At 61.0% G+C, this 18,383-nt stretch carries 14 protein-coding genes and 2 rRNA genes (1 of these 16 cut by a window edge); 9 read left to right on the forward strand and 7 right to left on the reverse strand.

Annotated features, from left to right (window positions below):
- The 5 genes from MRY17_RS03235 to MRY17_RS03255 form a co-directional block, all read left to right on the forward strand.
- Window positions 1–580: ribosomal RNA gene (locus tag MRY17_RS03235) — 23S ribosomal RNA — on the forward strand (it extends 2,312 nt beyond the left edge of the window).
- A 151-nt stretch (window positions 581–731) separates the two neighbouring features.
- Window positions 732–847 (forward strand): 5S ribosomal RNA (gene rrf / locus MRY17_RS03240).
- A gap of 147 nt (window positions 848–994) precedes the next feature.
- Window positions 995–1,654, forward strand: coding sequence for a paraquat-inducible protein A (locus MRY17_RS03245; RefSeq protein ID WP_191956567.1), 660 nt, complete (start codon window positions 995–997; stop codon window positions 1,652–1,654).
- Complete coding sequence (locus tag MRY17_RS03250; RefSeq protein ID WP_181284921.1) at window positions 1,641–2,264, forward strand: paraquat-inducible protein A; 624 nt, start codon at window positions 1,641–1,643, stop codon at window positions 2,262–2,264. The genes MRY17_RS03245 and MRY17_RS03250 overlap by 14 nt, the downstream gene beginning before the upstream one ends.
- Window positions 2,257–4,560 (forward strand): PqiB family protein, encoded by a 2,304-nt coding sequence (locus MRY17_RS03255; RefSeq protein ID WP_181284920.1) that lies wholly within the window; start codon window positions 2,257–2,259, stop codon window positions 4,558–4,560. Before MRY17_RS03250 ends, MRY17_RS03255 begins: the two co-directional genes overlap by 8 nt.
- Before the next feature lie 176 nt (window positions 4,561–4,736).
- Here the strand turns inward: MRY17_RS03255 and mksF are convergent, their stop codons facing one another.
- From mksF to mksB, 3 genes are read right to left on the reverse strand one after another with little or no spacing between them, the layout of a single operon-like run.
- Window positions 4,737–7,577 carry an Mks condensin complex protein MksF gene (gene mksF, locus MRY17_RS03260; protein ID WP_243353285.1) on the reverse strand — a complete coding sequence of 947 codons (2,841 nt, stop codon included), beginning with the start codon at window positions 7,575–7,577 and terminating at the stop codon, window positions 4,737–4,739.
- Window positions 7,574–8,281, reverse strand: coding sequence for an Mks condensin complex protein MksE (gene mksE, locus MRY17_RS03265; RefSeq protein WP_057725924.1), 708 nt, complete (start codon window positions 8,279–8,281; stop codon window positions 7,574–7,576). Before mksE ends, mksF begins: the two co-directional genes overlap by 4 nt.
- Window positions 8,271–9,548, reverse strand: coding sequence for an Mks condensin complex protein MksB (gene mksB / locus MRY17_RS03270; RefSeq protein ID WP_181284918.1), 1,278 nt, complete (start codon window positions 9,546–9,548; stop codon window positions 8,271–8,273). Before mksB ends, mksE begins: the two co-directional genes overlap by 11 nt.
- Before the next feature lie 187 nt (window positions 9,549–9,735).
- On the opposite strand from mksB, the gene MRY17_RS03275 reads away from it, so the two are divergent.
- Both MRY17_RS03275 and rimI read left to right on the forward strand, forming a co-directional pair.
- Window positions 9,736–10,479 (forward strand): energy transducer TonB, encoded by a 744-nt coding sequence (locus MRY17_RS03275; protein ID WP_124360459.1) that lies wholly within the window; start codon window positions 9,736–9,738, stop codon window positions 10,477–10,479.
- Entirely contained in the window at window positions 10,472–10,924 is a 453-nt protein-coding gene (gene rimI, locus MRY17_RS03280; RefSeq protein WP_243353286.1) for a ribosomal protein S18-alanine N-acetyltransferase, read from the forward strand. The genes MRY17_RS03275 and rimI overlap by 8 nt, the downstream gene beginning before the upstream one ends.
- Window positions 10,925–11,090: 166 nt before the next feature.
- Here rimI and MRY17_RS03285 read toward each other — a convergent pair whose 3' ends face one another.
- The gene (locus MRY17_RS03285; protein ID WP_243353287.1) at window positions 11,091–11,495 is read right to left on the reverse strand and encodes a serine kinase/phosphatase; all 405 of its coding nucleotides are present in this window, start codon (window positions 11,493–11,495) and stop codon (window positions 11,091–11,093) included.
- Window positions 11,496–11,634: 139 nt separating this feature from the next.
- Between MRY17_RS03285 and can the strand changes: the two genes are divergently transcribed.
- Entirely contained in the window at window positions 11,635–12,279 is a 645-nt protein-coding gene (gene can / locus MRY17_RS03290; RefSeq protein ID WP_003188288.1) for a carbonate dehydratase, read from the forward strand.
- Window positions 12,280–12,337: 58 nt separating this feature from the next.
- Here the strand turns inward: can and MRY17_RS03295 are convergent, their stop codons facing one another.
- From MRY17_RS03295 to MRY17_RS03305, 3 genes are all read right to left on the reverse strand, one after another.
- The gene (locus MRY17_RS03295) at window positions 12,338–13,507 is read right to left on the reverse strand and encodes a hypothetical protein (protein ID WP_243353288.1); all 1,170 of its coding nucleotides are present in this window, start codon (window positions 13,505–13,507) and stop codon (window positions 12,338–12,340) included.
- 122 nt (window positions 13,508–13,629) lie between these two features.
- Complete coding sequence (gene acpA, locus MRY17_RS03300) at window positions 13,630–15,330, reverse strand: acid phosphatase (protein WP_243353289.1); 1,701 nt, start codon at window positions 15,328–15,330, stop codon at window positions 13,630–13,632.
- Between the two features lie 132 nt (window positions 15,331–15,462).
- Complete coding sequence (locus tag MRY17_RS03305) at window positions 15,463–16,881, reverse strand: short-chain fatty acid transporter (RefSeq protein WP_181282195.1); 1,419 nt, start codon at window positions 16,879–16,881, stop codon at window positions 15,463–15,465.
- Between the two features lie 185 nt (window positions 16,882–17,066).
- Here MRY17_RS03305 and MRY17_RS03310 point away from each other — a divergent pair, with 185 nt between their 5' ends.
- A complete protein-coding gene (locus MRY17_RS03310; protein WP_243353290.1) occupies window positions 17,067–18,356 on the forward strand; it encodes an MFS transporter in 1,290 nt (429 codons plus the stop codon).
- Window positions 18,357–18,383 lie beyond the last annotated feature (27 nt).

An 18,383-nucleotide genomic window follows, 5' to 3' on the forward strand; every position in this document is an offset into this window, starting at 1 on the left:
ATAAAGGCAAAAGCGCGCTTGACTGCGAGACAGACACGTCGAGCAGGTACGAAAGTAGGTCTTAGTGATCCGGTGGTTCTGTATGGAAGGGCCATCGCTCAACGGATAAAAGGTACTCCGGGGATAACAGGCTGATACCGCCCAAGAGTTCATATCGACGGCGGTGTTTGGCACCTCGATGTCGGCTCATCACATCCTGGGGCTGAAGCCGGTCCCAAGGGTATGGCTGTTCGCCATTTAAAGTGGTACGCGAGCTGGGTTTAGAACGTCGTGAGACAGTTCGGTCCCTATCTGCCGTGGACGTTTGAGATTTGAGAGGGGCTGCTCCTAGTACGAGAGGACCGGAGTGGACGAACCTCTGGTGTTCCGGTTGTCACGCCAGTGGCATTGCCGGGTAGCTATGTTCGGAATAGATAACCGCTGAAAGCATCTAAGCGGGAAACTAGCCTCAAGATGAGATCTCACTGGAACCTTGAGTTCCCTGAAGGGCCGTCGAAGACTACGACGTTGATAGGTTGGGTGTGTAAGCGCTGTGAGGCGTTGAGCTAACCAATACTAATTGCCCGTGAGGCTTGACCATATAACACCCAAGCAATTTGAGTCGAAAGGCCAGATTGCGGTGTGTGAAGACGAGATGAACCGAAAGTTCGACGCTCACAAAACACCGAAAACTATCACATCCCCAATTTGCTGAAGCGAGGCCAACAGGTCACGACTCAGTACCCGAATTTCTTGACGACCATAGAGCATTGGAACCACCTGATCCCATCCCGAACTCAGCAGTGAAACGATGCATCGCCGATGGTAGTGTGGGGTTTCCCCATGTGAGAGTAGGTCATCGTCAAGATTAAATTCCGAAACCCCATTTGCGAAAGCAGATGGGGTTTTGTTTTGGGCGGTCGAAAAGCATTCCTGCCAACAAATTTGCACAGTTATTTCTGAACCAGACCACTAGAATAAGCGCCTAACCTTTTTTAGAGCCCGAGCCCTATTTATGCCCGATCCGGTTGATGCCCTTGAGGTGTCGGACTTACCGCTGGACGAACTGGTGGCATGCCATGAGTGCGATCTGCTGATGCGCAAACCCGTACTCGCCCTTGGTGAAAAAGCTGAATGTCCACGTTGCGGCTACGAGCTATACGCTCACCGTCACAATGTGGTCGAGCGAAGCCTGGCCCTGGTGCTGGCAGCACTGTTGCTGTACATACCCGCGAACTTTTTACCCATCATGCAGCTCAATCTACTCGGGCAGTCCTCCGAGGACACTGTGTGGACCGGCGTAGTCGGCCTGTTCAACACCGGTATGCAAGGTGTGGCCGCCGTGGTGTTCCTTTGCAGCATGGCTATTCCGCTGGTCAAGTTGTTTTGCCAATTGGCCGTATTGCTCAGCATCCGCTGGAATATCGGTCGCAGTTATGGACTGCTGTTCTACCGTATCTACCACCATCTGAAAGACTGGGGGATGTTGGAGGTCTACTTGATGGGCGTCCTGGTTGCGCTCGTGAAGCTCGCGGATATGGCCTCCATTACGCTCGGCCTGGGTCTGGTGTGCTTTGTCAGTCTATTAATGGTTCAGATTCTGCTCGAAGTGGTGATGTCCCCCCACCAGATCTGGCAGGCGTTGTCAGGAGAGGATGACCATGCGGGCGATTGATGCTGGCATTCTGGTTTGTACTGAATGTCATGAGCTGAACAAGCAGGAAGCGGACGCCGATGAGCAGCTCTGCAGCCGTTGCGGTGCGCTGATCCATGCACGTCGCCCCAATAGCCTCATACGCACCTGGGCACTGCTGATCACAGCGGCGATCCTGTATATCCCCGCCAACGTGCTGCCCATCATGACCGTCAACTCCCTCGGCCAAGGCGACCCCAGCACCATCATGTCCGGCGTGATCCAGCTGGTACAGCACGGCATGTTTCCCATTGCCGCCGTGGTGTTCATCGCCAGTATCCTGGTGCCCACGTTCAAGCTGGTGGGTATCGGCCTGCTGCTGTTCTCGGTGCAGCGCCGCCAACCGCTGTCCGCGCAACAACGCATTATCATGTACCGTTTTATCGAATTCATCGGTCGCTGGTCCATGCTGGATATCTTCGTGATCGCCATCTTGGTGGCGGTCGTAAACTTTGGGCGACTTGCCAGTGTCGAGGCCAATCTCGGCGCTGCAGCGTTCGCCAGTGTGGTGATCTTGACGATGCTTGCCGCAGTAACCTTCGATCCCCGACTGATTTGGGATAACACGGAGTCGGATGACGACCATGAGTGATTTGCCTAAAGCTAAAACCCGCCCGGCCTCCAACTGGTCGGCCATCTGGGTGCTGCCCCTGATTGCCCTGATCATCGGTGGTTGGCTGGGTTGGCGTGCCTATTCCCAGCAAGGCCTCGAGATCCAGGTCCGTTTTGAAAGCGGCGAAGGCATTCAAGTCAACAAGACAGAGGTGGTCTACAAAGGCATGACGGTGGGTAAGGTCAAAGCCCTGGCGCTGGATGACGAAGGCAATAATCGAGGGGTGATTGCCACGATCGAGATGAACAAGGACGTCGAGCAGTACCTCAGGACCAATACCCGCTTCTGGCTGGTCAAACCCAGCGTCAGCCTCGCCGGTATCACGGGTTTGGAGACCCTCGTCTCGGGTAACTACATCGCGGCAAGCCCGGGGGATGGCGAGCCCACCCGCAAGTTCAAGGCACTCTCCGAAGAGCCGCCGTTATCCGATGCCAAGCCGGGTTTGCACCTGACCCTCAAGGCTGATCGTCTGGGTTCGCTGAACCGTGGCAGCCCGGTGTTCTACAAGCAGATCCAAGTGGGCCAGGTCAAAAGTTACTTGTTGTCCGAGGATCATAGTACGGTCGAGATCAAGGTCTATATCGAACCGACCTACGCCAATCTGGTGCGCAAACATACGCGTTTCTGGAACGCCAGCGGTATCAGTATCGATGCGAACCTGTCGGGTGTGAAGGTTCGCAGCGAATCGCTGTCAAGCATCGTCGCCGGCGGTATCGCCTTCGCTACGCCGGAAAATCGCAAGGACAGCCCGCCAACCGACCCGAGCCTGCCGTTTCGCCTGTACGAGGATTTCGACGCCGCCGCCGCGGGCATCAAGGTCAAGGTCAAGCTTACTGACTTCGAAGGCCTGCAGGCTGGGCGTACGCCAGTGATGTACAAGGGCATTGAGGTCGGCAGCCTGAAAACCCTGAAGATCGACCCGGACCTGTCCAGTGCCAGCGCTGAATTGACCCTCGATCCCCTGGCCGAAGACTATCTGGTGCAGGACACGCAATTCTGGGTGGTCAAACCGTCCATCTCCCTGGCCGGTATCACCGGCCTGGAGGCTTTGGTCAAAGGAAACTACATCGCCATCCGCCCCGGCGACAAGGGCACCCCGCCACAACGTGAATACGTGGCGCGCGCCAAGGCACCACCGTTGGACCTGCGCTCCCCGGGCCTGCACATGGTGTTGCTCACCGACAACCTGGGCTCGCTGGATGTCGGCAGCCCGATTCTGTACAAGCAGGTCAAGGTCGGTTCGGTGCAGAGCTACCAGTTCTCACGCAAGAAAAAGCAATTGGTGATCGGTGTTCATATCGAGAAAGAGTATGAAAGCCTGGTCAATGGTTCGACCCGTTTCTGGAATGCCAGCGGTGTCACCCTCACCGGCGGACTTACCAGCGGTATCCAAGTGAAAAGTGAATCCCTGGCCAGCCTGATGGCCGGTGGTATCGCCTTCGAAACGCCGGAACCGAATGTGCCGCTGAAAAGGCACATCCCGCGTTTCCGCCTGTTTGCCGACAAGGACGCCGCCAATCGGCATGGCACCCTGGTAACCATCAAGGTTGATCGTGCCGACGGCTTGAGCCCTGGCACGCCGGTGCGCTTCAAAGGCCTGGACGTGGGCAAGATTGAAAGCGTAGACCTGAGTGCCGACATGCAATCGGTGCTGCTCAGCGCGCGTATCACTCAAGTGGCCGACCGCATTGCACGGGTTGGCAGTCAGTTCTGGGTGGTCAAGCCTGAACTGGGCCTGATGAAAACGGCGAATCTGCAGACCCTGGTCACCGGGCAGTACATCGAAGTGCAGCCGGCGGCGAAAAACGCTGGCCCGCAGAAGAGTTTTGTCGCGCTCGCGCAACCACCTGAAGCCGCACACCGGGAGGCTGGCCTGAGCCTGACGCTCAGCGCCGCGCGCCGTGGTTCGCTCAAGGAAGGCGTGCCGGTCACCTACCGTGAAGTCACCGTCGGCAAAGTCACCGGCTATGAGTTGGGGCAGACCGCCGACCGTGTCCTGGTGCATATCCTGATCGAACCAAAATATGCGCCCTTGGTCCGCAGTGGCAGCCGCTTCTGGAACACCAGTGGCTTCGGGCTCGACTTCGGCTTGTTCAAGGGTGCGACGGTGCGTACCGAGTCCCTGGAAACGCTGGTGGCCGGCGGTATTGCTTTTGCTACGCCTGATGGTGAACGCATGGGCAGCCCGGCGCGGCCGCAGCAGACCTTTGCGCTGTTCGACAAGTTTGAGGATGAGTGGCTGACCTGGGCGCCCAAGATTCAACTGGGCAAGTAGACCGAGGCGCGGCCATCGGGGGCAAGCCCCCTCCCACATGTTGATTTGTGAATACATTCAAAGTGTGGGAGGGGGCTTGCCCCCGATGAGGCCCTCAAACTCAATACAAAACGCCAGCCCACAAAAAAGGCCGCGATCCAGAAGATCGCGGCCTTTTTGCTTTTCAGCCCTACATGTCAGACTTCATCCAACTCCGGCTCATCCGCCTGCACATTCATCGTCGCCCTCACCCCATCATGTCGACGGATATACTTCCAGTCCGCCTCATCAATGTAGATTCCGTTCGGCCCGCTGCCGCCTTCCAGGTCGATCGCCACCTGGGCGGACACCTGCGGCTTCACGCTGGCCAGGATCGGCACGAAGCCCAACTGCAGGCTGGTTTCCAGCAAGGCTGCCTGGTTCTTCTCATCGATATCCGCTGCCTCATCGAGGTAGTACGGCAGGCGCACGCGTCCGGCCTGTTCACGGTCCATCAAGTGCAGCAACAAGTACATGTTGGTCAGCGCCTTGATGGTCATGGTAGTGCCGTTGGATGCGGCGCCATCGATATCGGTATGAATCACCGGCTGGCCGTTTACCTTGGTGATCTCGAACGCGAGTTCGAACAGGTCCTTGAGGCCCAATTGGTTATGGTTGGCCGCCACCAGGCGGGCCAGGTATTCCTTGGCCTCTTCGTTCTTGTTGTCCTGCTCGGCACTCTGGCTGAGGTCGAACACCGACAACGTCTCGCCCTCTTCATACTGACCGGCGCTGTGGATGATCTGGTCGATATGCTTGAGGGCTTCCTTGTTCGGTGCCAGCACAATGCGAAAGCTCTGCAGGTTGGACACCTGGCGCTTGTTGATTTCGCGGTTGAACAACGCAAGCTGGTGTTCCAGGCTGTCGTAGTCGCTGCGGATATTGCGCAAGGTCCGTGCGATATCGGTGACCGCCGCGCGGCGTGCCTTGCCCAGGGTCAAGGCCTCGTCGGTACGGTGGGCATAGGCGTTGATCAGCAGTTGCAGACGACGCTCCATGTCATCCTCGCTGTCGAACTTGGCCACACCCTTGAGGCGCACCTGGGCATACAGCGCTTCGATCTGGCCATCGGCACGCAGCAAGCCCTGCCAGCTGTCCTGATAGTCGTTGAGCAGCGGCAGCAGGTTGTCCATGGAGTCGTCGACCGGGTCCATGAACGGCGTGCCGAAGGGCAGGTCCGCCGGCAACAGCTGACGCCGGCGCAAGGCGTCGTCCAGCGTACGTTGCTTGGCTTCCATGTCGCCGATCTGGCGGCCGACCAGTTGCAGTTTGGCCGATAATTGCTGGACGCGCTCGGTGAACGCATCGCTGGAGCGCTTCAATTCGTCCTGGGCCGCTTCCATCTGCGCCAGGTTTTCCAGCTTCTCGCCTTCTTCCGCACTCAGGGTTTGTGCGCGGCGGAAATCCTCCAGTGCCTTCTGCGCGTCGAGCACCTGCTGGTACAGCGCTTCGGTCTGGGTCTTGCTCGCCGCTCGGTCGGAGGCCACGGCCTGCTGGGTCTTGAGTTGCTTGAGCTCTTTTTCCAGACGCTCTTTCTGATCGCGCAATGCCGCGCGATCGGCCAGGGCCTGCAACGCCGGCGGCTCGATGTGCGAGATGTCGATGGACAGCCCCGGCACTTCGAAACGCTCGCCCTTGAAGCCATCGAGGATCCGCTCCAGGGATTTGACCCACTGGCCTTCCTCGTCCAGCGTGATGCCATGTTCGCCCAGCGGCAGGCTGAACAGCGAACTGTTGAACAGGCGCATCAGGCGCTCGACATCCTGCTGCGAAAATTCCTCGCGCAGCTTGGCGTAGCTGTTGTTGTCCGCGTGGTCCAGTTGCTGCCTGACCGACTTCAGGCGTTTTTCCAGGTCGCGCAGACGCTCGTCCAGGTCCTCGGCGCTGAACTGACGGGAATGCGCCAGCGCACCGGCCAATTCGTCGTGAGCGTCCTTGGCCGCCAGCAGTTGCTGCTCCAGTATCCTCACATCGTCGACCAGCGCGAAGCGATGCTTGAGCACCGACAGCTCGCCCAACCAACGCTGGATGCCACTGATCTCGCGCTCCAGGCGCATCAGCTCCTGGGTGCCGCCACGCTGGTCGTGCTGCAGCGCATCCTGCTCGTTGCGATAGTGCTCGGCCTGTATCGTCAGCTCTTCCTTGCGCGCACTGGCGTAGTCCGACCAGGTGCCCAGCAGCGAATCCAGCAATGGCGACAGGCGATGCAATTTGCCGCGCAGAATATCGCGCTGTTTCACACCATTGGCGAGCGCTTCGACCAAGGGCCCTGCGGCCACCAGCGAATGGTAGTCCTGCTCCATGCGCCGCACATCGCGGAAGGCTTCCTCGCACGCGGCGATGTAATCGACGCTGCCGGAGCGCAGGCTGTGTTCGAACGCATCAAGGAACAATTGTTTGAGTTTTGCCGCGGTGATTTCGCGCATGTGCAACAGGTTGATAAACAGCGCACGGAATGTCTTCAGGCTCTGCTCGCTGGTGGAGCGCAGGGGGATCAGCGTCAGGTCCAGCGGGATCGATGTGTGCCCGCCCACCAGCAGGCGTCGCAGTTCATCAGGCTTGAGTTCATAGGCTTTCAGGCCTTCGCGCTCAAGGTTGGTGAACAACTCCTTCTGGCGCAGGCAGGTGTCGTTTTTCTGGTAGTGGGCCAGGTCCAGCTTGCCGGCGTAGGCAAAGAACTGGTGACCGAAGCCACCGCCGGGGCCGCGCCCTACCACGCCAATCACGTGCGGGCCGTGGGGCAGCGAGACCTCCACCAGGATGTAGCTGGTGTCGGTGGCAAAGTAGAAGCGCCGCGATTGTTCCAGGGTGTATTTGCCGAAACTCATGTCCGACATGCGCGCCAGGATCGGGAACTGCAACGCGTTGATCGACGCGGATTTACCCAGGTTGTTCGCGCCGTACACCGACAGCGGCTCTTCCAGCGGGAACAAGCCCAGGCTGTAGCCGGCGGTGTTCAACAGGGCGAAACGGCGTATGCCGTAGCGTTCCTTACTCATGCGTCGGTCTCCTGTTCTTCGGCAATGGCGCGGGCGAGGGCATCTTCTTCGCTTTCTTCAGCGAAGTCGCTCAGGTCCAGCGGGTCATCGGTCTTCAGCAGTTTTTCATCGCTGTCTGCGTCGATGATCACCGGCACCGGCAGCGGCAACACGCTGTGCACGCTGGCAGCGAGGTCGCGGTCCTGCTGCACCGACAGGCACACATCAAGGAAACGATGCATCGGCGGCAGGAAGCGATAGATGCCGTTGTCTTCGCCGGCAAAGCCCAGCTGGGTCATGCGCCGCATGATTTTTTCTTCAAGTTCTTCCTGGGTCTGCACTTCGGCCTGGATAAACAGGTCGCGGTACTTTTCCAGCAACGACGGCAGCTCATCGCGGCCCAGGCTGCCGCCGTCGAGCACGGCAACCGGGTCGCGGCCCTGGTCGGCCAGGTGCTCGACGAGGATGAAGGTGAACAGGGCCAGACGCTGTGCGGTCTTGTTCACCTGCGCGCTGGCGATGGCCGAGTCCGGCACGAAGTAATAGAAACCACGGGTATCGCAGACCAGCTCAAAACCCAGGGCCTTGAACAGCGTGCGGTACTGGTCCTGGAAGTTCGACAGCTGCGCGTACAGTTCCGGGTCGCGACGGCTGACGTGGTAACCCTTGAACAGCTCGCGAAAGATCGGCGCCAGTTGGGACAGTTCGGATAGATCAAGATGCATAAGGCGTGCTCGCAGAATTCTCGGTGGCGTCGGTGCCGGCCGGGAGCAGGGCGAAGGAGCGCAGGCTGACCTGGTGCTCGTGTGTGTGATAGTCGCGGCGCTCCAGGCGTTCGCGCTTGAAGCGTTTTTCCCGCGAGAGCCGCGAGAACCAGTACAGCAACTCGTCGGTGGCGCCGTCCGGTTCCTGCTCCAGCAGCCAGGTCATCAGGTCCGGCATCGGCAATGCATCTTCGCAGCGTTCGAGCATTTCCTTGACCGTTCGCGGCGCGCGCTGGGCGTCGCCCTTGTGGGTTTTGTGCGCCTTGGGGAAGCGGGCCGGTTTCGGTTCGAAATTGGCCAGGGCATACACATAGGCTTCCACCTGGCTGGCACTGCCCAGGAAGGTGCTTTGCGGGCGGGTGAACAGGGGCATGGCGGCCTGTGGCACCGCGTCCAGGCCTTTGCGGCGGATCGCCGACAGGGCCAGCGCCGCGCCACGGGTCACGGCATTGTGCCGGCGTGCTTCTTCGCGTAGCGGCAGCAACAGCTCGCGCGCATGGCGCAAGGTCAACTGGGCGCTGGTCTGCATTTCAAGGATGCGTGCGTGGGTGCGCAGCAGCATGTCGTCGTCCACCAACTGGCCGAGGCGCTGCTGCTCGGTGAGCATGCGCAGCAGCACATTTTCGACCTTGCGTACGCCTTGCTCGAACGCGCCGTCGGCGTTCACCAGTTGGATCATCGGTTCGACGTATTCGTCCCAGGTGGCCAGTACCTCGGCGTAACGCTGGCGCAACGGGATCTGGCGGTCGCTGGTCTTCGCGCGGTCGGCCACGGCCGCGAGGGCCTGTTCGTCGTTGGCGAGTTTTTTCAGCACGTCGCGCACGCGCATGTCCAGCAGGCGCAGTTGCCGGGCCAGATCGTGGCCATCGCGGATGTCGAAGGCGTCCTGGATATAACCGGCCAGGCGCTCGAGGTGGCGCAGGTAGGCTTCGATTTCCAGGCACAGGCCAAGCCGGTGCTCCTTGCGCAGATACGCCAGGAAGTCGTGAATCTGCGCGTTGAGCTCGAAACGGTTCGGGCTCTTGGCGACAGGCACCAGGATATCCAGGCGAATCCACACGTCCAGCAGGCTGGTGATGTCCTGGGGCGTGCTGTCCAGTTGTTGGGCGGCCAGTTGCGCGCGCAGCTCGCTCAGGCTCAGGGTGCCTTGGTCGAAGTGTTCGCACAGTGGCTCGAGTAAGGCCCAGTGTTCGGCGAGGGCGCGCAGAACGCGCTTGGGTTCGATCATGGGAATGGCCGGCTGGTTGGCGATTAAAAGTCGCGATTGTACTGCATCGCGCGCGGGATTTATCCACAGCCGGTCAGTGTGCAGTGGGCGATTGTTGCCGAACAGCGGTAGAATCCCCGCTCTTTAGTTATCCACAAGTGACCGAGCTGTGCTTATCGAGTCCCGACGTCGCGCTTACTTGAGCGCCATGCAGGTGGTCAACTGGCTGCCCCGCACCGAACTGCCGTTTGCCGCGCCGTCGCGGCCCGAGCTGTTTGAGGTGCCAGAGCCCATTGATGCGTTCGAGCCTTCAGGCGAAGAAGCCGCCGCGCCGGTTGCGGTGGTCAAGCCTGTGCCCGAAACGCGGCCGACGGTGGAGCGTGCGAAAATCGAGGTGCCGCGCCCGTCACCGGTGGTCAAGGCGGTGGTTGCCGAAGAGGCCGCCCCGGTGGTCAAGGCCCCGGTGGTGCCGCCGCCACGCTTTGCCCTGCAACTGCTGCGCGCGGGGCGTTGCCTGCTGCTGGTGGAGTTGCCCACCGGCGAACGTTTCCAGTCGCGCGACCCCGCCTACCTGCTGCTCAAGGATATGCTGCGCGCCGCCGGCCTGCCCGACAGCCCGCAAATCGTCGGCGACCCGGTGCGCTGGCCGCTGTTGGTGCGCGGCACCATGGACCAGGGCCCCGAAGCTGCGCGGGATTTTGTACAAAGTTTTGTCTCGGCACGCCTGGAAGACGAACCCTGCGTGTGCCTGTGGCTGATCGGCCTGCCCGCCGTGCGCTTTGCCGGTGAGGCCAATGCCGAAGCCTGGTACCGCGAACTGCAGGTTGAAAGCCTGGGTTCGGTATGGGCCCTGCCGGGCCTGGAATTATTAATGGAAGAGCCACAGCGTAAGGCTGATGTCTGGCAAGCCATGCGCCGGCTGATGGCGCGCTGGAAAACAACCGATGAGTGAGGCTTTATCCTTTCGCCCGATGACCGAGGCCGACCTCGACGCCGTGCTCAAGATCGAATACGCGGCGTTCAGCCACCCCTGGACCCGGGGCATTTTTCTCGACGGGTTGGGCAAGTACCAGATCTGGCTGATGTTCGAAGGCGAGCAGCAGGTGGGACATGGCGTGGTGCAGATCATCCTCGATGAGGCGCACCTGCTGAATATCACCGTCAAGCCGGAGAATCAGGGCCGAGGGTTGGGGTTGGCGCTGCTGGAACATCTGATGTCCCGCGCCTACGCAGCCAACGCTCGAGAGTGTTTCCTGGAAGTGCGGGACAGCAATACCGGCGCGTTTCGCCTGTATGAGAGCTATGGCTTCAACGAGATTGGCCGTCGCCGGGATTACTACCCGGCTGTGGGTGGCCGCGAAGATGCGGTCGTCATGGCCTGCACCCTGGTCGACTAGCACCGAAATCCATGTGGGAGGTGGGTTGCCCTAATGCCAATCAGTTAGCGCCGATCCCCTGTGGGAGGGGGCTTGCCCCCGATAGCGGTGGCTCAACCAACATCAGTGTTTGCTGTGCCGACGTCATCGGGGGCAAGCCCCCTCCCACATTTTGAACTGTGTTGTGTCAGCGCTTGCGGTTGAGTGGGTCCAGGTCGGCCAGTTCGGCCTCATCCAGGCCATTTCCGCCGCCAATATCCTCTTCACCGACGACGCTCAGTTCGTAGTCCGCCGCGCGGTCTTCACCTTCTTCCCGCGCATCCCGTGCGCCATCCTCATGGATCAGCGTTTCCGGGCTCATGTCGTCATCGGTCGATTCATGATCATCCGTCGAAGCACCGGTCATGCCCGCTTCGCGCACCCGTTCGTCGGGCATCAGATGTTCGCGCTCGCCACGCGGTATTTCATCGCCAATTTCCGCCGTCTGGTCTTCTTCATCAAAATCCAGCTCGCGCATCGAGCCCATGCGATCTTCATTATCATCAATCGGTTCGGGCTGCGTAGCGCCGTAGGGACGTCGTGATTCAGTCATGGCCAATCCTCATACTGTGGGGCTTATAGTGTGTGGACAGGCTATGCGCTCCAAAGATTCAAGCTAATTTGCGCCAGGCGTGACCCGGACGAGGGCTTGTCAGTCACAAAACTGCGCATCATTCCTGAGGCTTTCCCTGATGAACGAATTACAAGACCTGCTAGACAACAACGAACGCTGGGCGGATGCGATCAAACAGGAAGATCCCGAATTCTTCGCCAAGCTCGCCCGCCAGCAAACCCCGGAATACCTTTGGATCGGTTGTTCCGATGCACGCGTACCGGCCAACGAGATCGTCGGCATGCTGCCCGGTGATCTGTTCGTGCACCGCAACGTGGCCAACGTGGTGCTGCACACTGACCTCAACTGCCTGTCGGTGATCCAGTACGCAGTCGATGTACTCAAGGTCAAACACATCCTCGTCACCGGCCACTATGGCTGCGGCGGCGTACGCGCGTCGATGCAGGACCGCCAGTTCGGCCTGATCGACGGCTGGCTGCGCACCATTCGTGATCTTTACTACGAGAATCGCGACGTGCTGGCCCAGTTGCCCACAGAAGAGGAGCGGGTAGACCGCATGTGCGAGCTGAACGTGATTCAGCAGGTGGCCAACGTCGGCCATACCAGCATTGTGCAGAACGCCTGGCACCGCGGGCAGAGCCTGTCGATTCATGGCTGCATCTACGGCATCAAGGATGGCCGCTGGAAGAGCTTGAACACCACCATCAGTGGCTTCGAGCAACTGCCGCCGCAGTACCGTCTGCGACCGCTGGGCGAAGCCTAAGAGCGTTTATTGATCGATTTCCACTGTCAGATCTGGCAGTGGAAATCGTTGCCATGGTTCACAACGCGGGCGGAGCGAGGGTGGGAACCGGTGCGGCACTGCGCAGCTGCTTCAACTGGGCTTTGAGGGTGGGCGTGGCGCATTTGGCGTTGGCCTGCTCGGGAGTCAGGTTGCGCACCGAGGTGTAGAACAACTCGCAGGTCTGCTCTTTGCGCGTGACCTGCCAGGTGTTCATGCATGCCTTGAGCAACACATTCGCGTCGCTGGCGGGTTTCTGGCCCATGCCGGCTTGCCAGCAGGCCGCGCTCAGGTCCTGGCCCATTACTTTCAGGCCGGCCTCATCGGCTTTTTGCTCATTGCCGTCATAGGTGTCCGGGCTGGCCGCGTACCAGATGTAGCTCGGGTGGTTGGCGCCGAGCACCCACACCGGCTTGCCCGGCTCCGGGCTGATCTGCGCCAGGCCCAGCACCGCCACGGTCTGCCCGTATTGTTGCTTGATCCAACTGCGCACCGGCGCGCCGAAGGCCACCATCGGCAAGGAACCGCCGGGGCGCAGGCTCAACTCCTTGACCATGCGGGTCTGGTAGTCGGTGAAATAGCTGTAGACCGCTTCCAGGTCTTTACCTGCATTGGACGGCGCGGCGATGGGAGCGATATCGATAATGGTCTGATAGGCCGGGGTTTCGCCGGCAGGAATGCCATTGCTGGTGAGCAAGGTCGCCCAGCGGTCGGTGGTGGCCGATTCCAGGTAGTCCTGGGCCTGGGTCAGCGAATAATCCGGCGGGAAGTGCAACAGCTCGATACTTTTGCGGTTTTCCAGGGCCATGCCCAGCGGCAGGAACAAGTACCAGTTGTAGGCCCACTTGCCGTCGGTGTTGAGCTGGCTGGCGCCCTGGTAAGCCAGGTCGGCGGTATCGAGCAGGGCTGTCAGGGGCTGGCCGTAGTCATCCGGCACGCCGCTGAAGGTTGCGGCGACCTGATCGTCGTGCACCTTGACGCCGACCTTTGCCCGGCTGTAGCCGTCACGCTGCAGGCTCTGGTTCAAATAGTGCTCGGCGGTCTGCTCCAGCGTCCAGGGCCGAAAACAGATCACATTGCAGTTGTTGGGAAACGCGAATAACCGGGTAACACGTTGCGTGCTGCCCAACGGCACTTCGATGTCGGCCTGTACGACCGCACTGGCCAGCAGTGCGGCCAGGGTCAAGGCCAGCGTGGTTGGTTTGAACATAGTTGATTCCTTGTCAGCGAAAGCCCGTCTGCGCGGGGTGAAAGCCCACCTTCACACAGTAGCGGCTGACCAGGAAAACCGCGTACTAAATCGCAGCGGGTGTCGCGATTGGATAAGTGACGCTAAACGCTGAACTGCAAGGCGTTGCTCAAATCCCCCATGGGTTTCTGGCCGCGGGCGCGCATCGCATCGTCCCTTTGCTTGAGGCCATCCAGGGTCTCCAGCTCAAACACCCGGGTGATCAAACGCAGGATCGACGCCGTGTCGTAGACCGTATGGTCAACCGTGCCTTTACGCGCGAACGGCGACACCACCAGCGCCGGCACTCGCGTGCCCGGGCCCCAGCGGTCGCCCTTGGGCGGTGCCACGTGGTCCCACCAGCCGCCGTTTTCATCGACGGTCACCACCACCACCATGTTGTTCCACTGCGGGCTTTCCTGCAGCACCTTCAGGGCGCGCACGATGTGGCGGTCGCCCGAGGCCACATCGGCATAGCCGGCGTGCATGTTCAGGTTGCCCTGGGGCTTGTAGAAACTCACGGCAGGCAGTTTGCCCGCCTGGGCGTCGGCGAAGAATCTGTTGGTGCTCGCTTCATCGCCCAAGCCGCCATCGCGCAAGCGTTTGTCACGTTCCGCACGGTTCTCGGGGCCCTGCTGCTTGAAGTAGTTGAAGGGCTGATGGTGATACTGGAAGTTCGGAATCTTGGGGATACCGCCCGAGTCCTTGAATTGATCGAGGGTGGCTTGCCACGCGCCGGCGTACCAGGCCCAGTCGATGTTCTTCTTCGAGAGCTTGTCGCCAATATGTTCATGGGTTTGCGGCACCAGCACGTTGGGCAGGTCCGGTTTGGAATAATCGGGGTTTTGCGGGTCGCGGATCCAGGTCGGCCAGTAGGGCGGCGCCAGCGTGTTGACCGCGTAACCGTCCGGCGTCAAGGCGCTGGGGCCGAACTGTGGCGGGCCGGTCATGGCACTGGGCGGCGAGGTGTCCAGGGGTTTGAGGCGCGTGTCGCCGGGGTCGTCGCTTTGCAGCGTGGCGATCTGCGCCTTGGCCACCGATTGCGCAGCATTGGGATAGGTCGGTGCGGTGGCGCTGATCAGGTATTGATGGTTAAGGAACGAGCCGCCGAACGCGCCCTGGAAGAAGTTATCGCACAGCACAAACTCCCTCGCCACGTCCCACAGGCGCAGGGAGTAACGGCTCTGGGCGTAATGGCCCATCACCAGGCCGCCGGAATCGCCCCAGGCCACGAAACCGTCATTTTTGCCGCCGTTGATCTGCATCTGGTTCTGATAGAACACGTGCCACAAGTCACGGGTCACCAGGCTCAGCGGCAAGTCCTCGGCATTCGGGCCCTTGAGGGCGAACGGTGCGTTGGGCAGGTTTTCCTGGAATTGCACGGCGCTCGGGTACGTCACCCCGTCCACGCTTTGCGGGCCGACCTGCAGCACACCCCCCCAGGTCGGGGGGAGGGTGGGCAATACGCTGCCATCGCGGTCGTGCTGCTGGTAATCCGTAGCGGAAAGCGCCGAGAGCGGTTTCTCCAGCCCGGGGAAATCCGCAAACAGATTGTTGAAGCTGCGGTTCTCCGCGTAAATCACGACGACGGTTTTCACCTGGTCGCGCAGCGCCTTGTCCAGCTCGGTTGATGTGAGTGGCCGCACCGCCGGTTTTTCCGGTGCCTCGCCGGTATTGCCGCAGGCACTCAAGGTCGCGCCCACCCCCAGCACCGCAGCGCCCCCCAGGAATCGTCGGCGACTGGAGTCAACCGGCGGCTGGCCTACGGAATCTGTGGAAGGGCGATCTTCGTGCTCGTCACTCATTGCGCGGGAGTCCTTGGCGAGATGTTGCAAGATGTTTCGCAGGACGGTAGCAATGCAATGTGACGGGATTAAGGCAGCTACAAGCTGCAAGCTTGAAGCTTGTAGCTGAAAACTTGCAGCTTGCGGCTGCTCCTAAGGCATCACCGGCGGCAAATACGTCAATGTCGTCCCCAACGCCCACAGCAGAAACAATACCAGCGGCGTGTGCACCAGCAATTGCACAAACGAAAACCCGATCAGATCTCGCGCCTTCAACCCCAGCACCCCGAGCAGCGGCAGCATATAGAACGGGTTGATCAGGTTCGGCAGTGCCTCGGCCGCGTTGTAGATCTGCACCGCCCAGCCCAAATGATATTGCAGGTCATTGGCCACCTGCATCACGTAGGGCGCTTCGATGATCCACTTGCCGCCGCCGGACGGGATGAAGAAGCCCAGCACCGCCGAGTACACGCCCATCAGCAGTGCGTAGGTGTCGTGGGACGCGATGGAGGTGAAGAACAGCGAAATATGGTGCGCCAGGGTCTGGCCGTCGCCGCCTTTGACCACGGTCATCAGCGCTGCAATCGAGCCGTACAGCGGGAATTGGATCAGCACGCCCGTGGTGGTCGGCACGGCGCGGGCCACGGCGTCCAGGAAGCTGCGCGGGCGCCAGTGCAGCAGCGCGCCGACCATGATGAACAGGAAGTTATAGGTGTTGAGCCCAGAGATGGCGCTGATCGCCGGTTTGCTCGAGAACTCGTGGAACAGCCAGCCGGCCGCCAGCAGCGCCAGCGCAATCGTCAGCAGCGGGCTGTGTTCCAGCCATTCGCCGGGTCGGGTCGGCGCCTGCGGCTTGGGCAGGTTGAACGCGGGGTCGACACCGCAGGCCTTGGCATCCCGCGCGCTGTTCGGGCCCGGCGCGGTGGCGTAGGCGATGATCAGCGAGACCACGATCAGCGCCAGCAACATCACGCCCGATTGCCACAGGAAGATGGTCTCGGTAAACGGGATCATCCCGGTGATCGCCAGAATCGACGGCGGCAAGCTGGCCGGATTGGCCTGCAACTGCGCGGCCGATGACGACAAGCCCAGTGCCCACACGGCGCCCAGGCCCAGATAGGCCGCGGCGCCGGCGGCACGGTAGTCCATGCGCAGGTCCGTGCGACGCGCCAGTGCACGCACCAGCAAGCCGCCGAATACCAGGGACAGGCCCCAGTTGAGCAGGGAGGCCACCATGGAAATCAACGCGACCCAGGCCACCGCCGACCGGCCGTTCTTCGGGATGCGCGCCAGGCGGTCAATCAGCTTTACCGCAGGCGGCGAACTGGCGACCACATAACCACCGATCACCACGAAGGCCATCTGCATGGTGAAGGGAATGAGGCTCCAGAACCCATCGCCAAACGCCTTGGCAGCTTCAGTGGGCGCAGCGCCCATGCCCAGGGTGGCCACGGCGACAAGGATCACGGCGAGGGCGGCGAACACCCACGAGTCCGGGAACCAGCGCTCGGCGAAGGTGGAGCAGCGCAGGGCAAATCGGGCATAGCGGCTTTCTTCGATAGCATCGGCCACGGGTCTTTCCTCTTGTATTTATTATGGGGTGGGCAGTTTTGCGGCATGTTCCTCTTTGCTCATTGATTTGGGAATATCGTTATCTTCATCGATCAATGAGTAAAACAAATATATCCGCCGCGATTGCCAGGATCCGGTTCAGCTCATAATCTGCACGCCATTTTGTTTGTCTGCCGAGCCTGCACATGACTGCCACCTTTTCCCCACGGGCGCAGCGTTTTTCCCGCTCCGACTACAAAACCCTGGGCCTGGCCGCCCTCGGCGGCGCCCTGGAAATCTACGACTTCATTATCTTCGTGTTCTTTGCGCTGACCCTCAGCCAACTGTTCTTCCCGCCGGAAATGCCCGAGTGGCTGCGCCTGTTGCAGAGCTTCGGCATTTTCGTGACCGGCTACCTGGCCCGCCCGTTGGGCGGCATCCTGATGGCGCACTTTGCCGATCACCTGGGACGCAAGCGCGTGTTCAGCTTGAGCATCCTGATGATGGCCTTGCCCTGCCTGCTGATCGGAATCATGCCGACCTACGCGCAGATCGGCTATTTCGCACCGCTGATCCTGCTGGCGCTGCGCGTGTTGCAAGGCGCCGCGGTGGGCGGTGAGGTACCCAGCGCCTGGACCTTCGTCGCCGAGCACGCCCCGCGCAGTCATCGTGGTTATGCCCTGGGTTTCCTGCAGGCTGGCCTGACCTTCGGTTACCTGCTCGGTGCGCTCACGGCCACACTGCTTGCACAGGTCTTCACCCCGGCCGAGATTCTCGACTACGCCTGGCGTTTCCCCTTCCTGCTCGGCGGGGTATTCGGCGTGATCGGCGTATGGCTGCGCCGCTGGCTCAGCGAAACGCCGGTGTTCCTGGAAATGCAGGCCCGCCGCCAGGCCGCCGCCGAAATGCCCTTGCGCACCGTGCTGCGTGACCATCGCGCCGTGCTGCTGCCGGCGATGATCCTCACCTGCGTGCTGACGTCGGCGGTGGTGGTGCTGGTGGTCATCACCCCGACCATGATGCAGAAAACCTTCGGCATGAGCCCCAGCCACACCTTTGCCCTGAGCGCCCTGGGCATCGTCTTCCTGAATATCGGCTGCGTCCTCGCGGGGCTGCTGGTGGACCGTATCGGCGCGTGGCGCGCGGTAGTGGTCTACAGCCTGTTGCTGCCGGTGGGGGTGTTTATCCTGTATGCCAGCCTGATCAGCGGCGGGGTCTGGCTGGGCGCGGCGTATGCCGTGGCGGGCCTGAGCTGCGGCGTGGTGGGCGCGGTGCCGTCGGTGATGGTCGGGCTGTTTCCGGCGCAGGTGCGGGTGTCGGGCATTTCCTTTACCTACAACATTGCCTACGCACTCTGGGCAAGTACTACACCGTTGTTGCTGATTGCGCTGATGCCCGCCAGTCCGTGGATTTGCGTGGGGTATTGCGCGGTGATGGGGGCGGTGGGCGTGGCCTGTGTGGCGCGGTTCGGCTCGCGCCACACCCTGGCTGGCTGAGGCTCAGGTCAGGACGATGATCGTGAT

Source organism: Pseudomonas orientalis (assembly GCF_022807995.1).
In the GTDB taxonomy this organism is placed as follows: Bacteria; Pseudomonadota; Gammaproteobacteria; order Pseudomonadales; family Pseudomonadaceae; genus Aquipseudomonas; species Aquipseudomonas orientalis_B.

Coding starts and splice junctions, on each gene's coding strand:
- MRY17_RS03245 (WP_191956567.1), top strand. CDS start 995: ATGCCCGATCCGGTTGATGCCCTTGAGGTGTCGGACTTACCGCTGGAC.
- MRY17_RS03250 (WP_181284921.1), top strand. CDS start 1,641: ATGCGGGCGATTGATGCTGGCATTCTGGTTTGTACTGAATGTCATGAG.
- MRY17_RS03255 (WP_181284920.1), top strand. CDS start 2,257: ATGAGTGATTTGCCTAAAGCTAAAACCCGCCCGGCCTCCAACTGGTCG.
- mksF (WP_243353285.1), bottom strand. CDS start 7,577: ATGAGTAAGGAACGCTACGGCATACGCCGTTTCGCCCTGTTGAACACC.
- mksE (WP_057725924.1), bottom strand. CDS start 8,281: ATGCATCTTGATCTATCCGAACTGTCCCAACTGGCGCCGATCTTTCGC.
- mksB (WP_181284918.1), bottom strand. CDS start 9,548: ATGATCGAACCCAAGCGCGTTCTGCGCGCCCTCGCCGAACACTGGGCC.
- MRY17_RS03275 (WP_124360459.1), top strand. CDS start 9,736: ATGCAGGTGGTCAACTGGCTGCCCCGCACCGAACTGCCGTTTGCCGCG.
- rimI (WP_243353286.1), top strand. CDS start 10,472: ATGAGTGAGGCTTTATCCTTTCGCCCGATGACCGAGGCCGACCTCGAC.
- MRY17_RS03285 (WP_243353287.1), bottom strand. CDS start 11,495: ATGACTGAATCACGACGTCCCTACGGCGCTACGCAGCCCGAACCGATT.
- can (WP_003188288.1), top strand. CDS start 11,635: ATGAACGAATTACAAGACCTGCTAGACAACAACGAACGCTGGGCGGAT.
- MRY17_RS03295 (WP_243353288.1), bottom strand. CDS start 13,507: ATGTTCAAACCAACCACGCTGGCCTTGACCCTGGCCGCACTGCTGGCC.
- acpA (WP_243353289.1), bottom strand. CDS start 15,330: ATGAGTGACGAGCACGAAGATCGCCCTTCCACAGATTCCGTAGGCCAG.
- MRY17_RS03310 (WP_243353290.1), top strand. CDS start 17,067: ATGACTGCCACCTTTTCCCCACGGGCGCAGCGTTTTTCCCGCTCCGAC.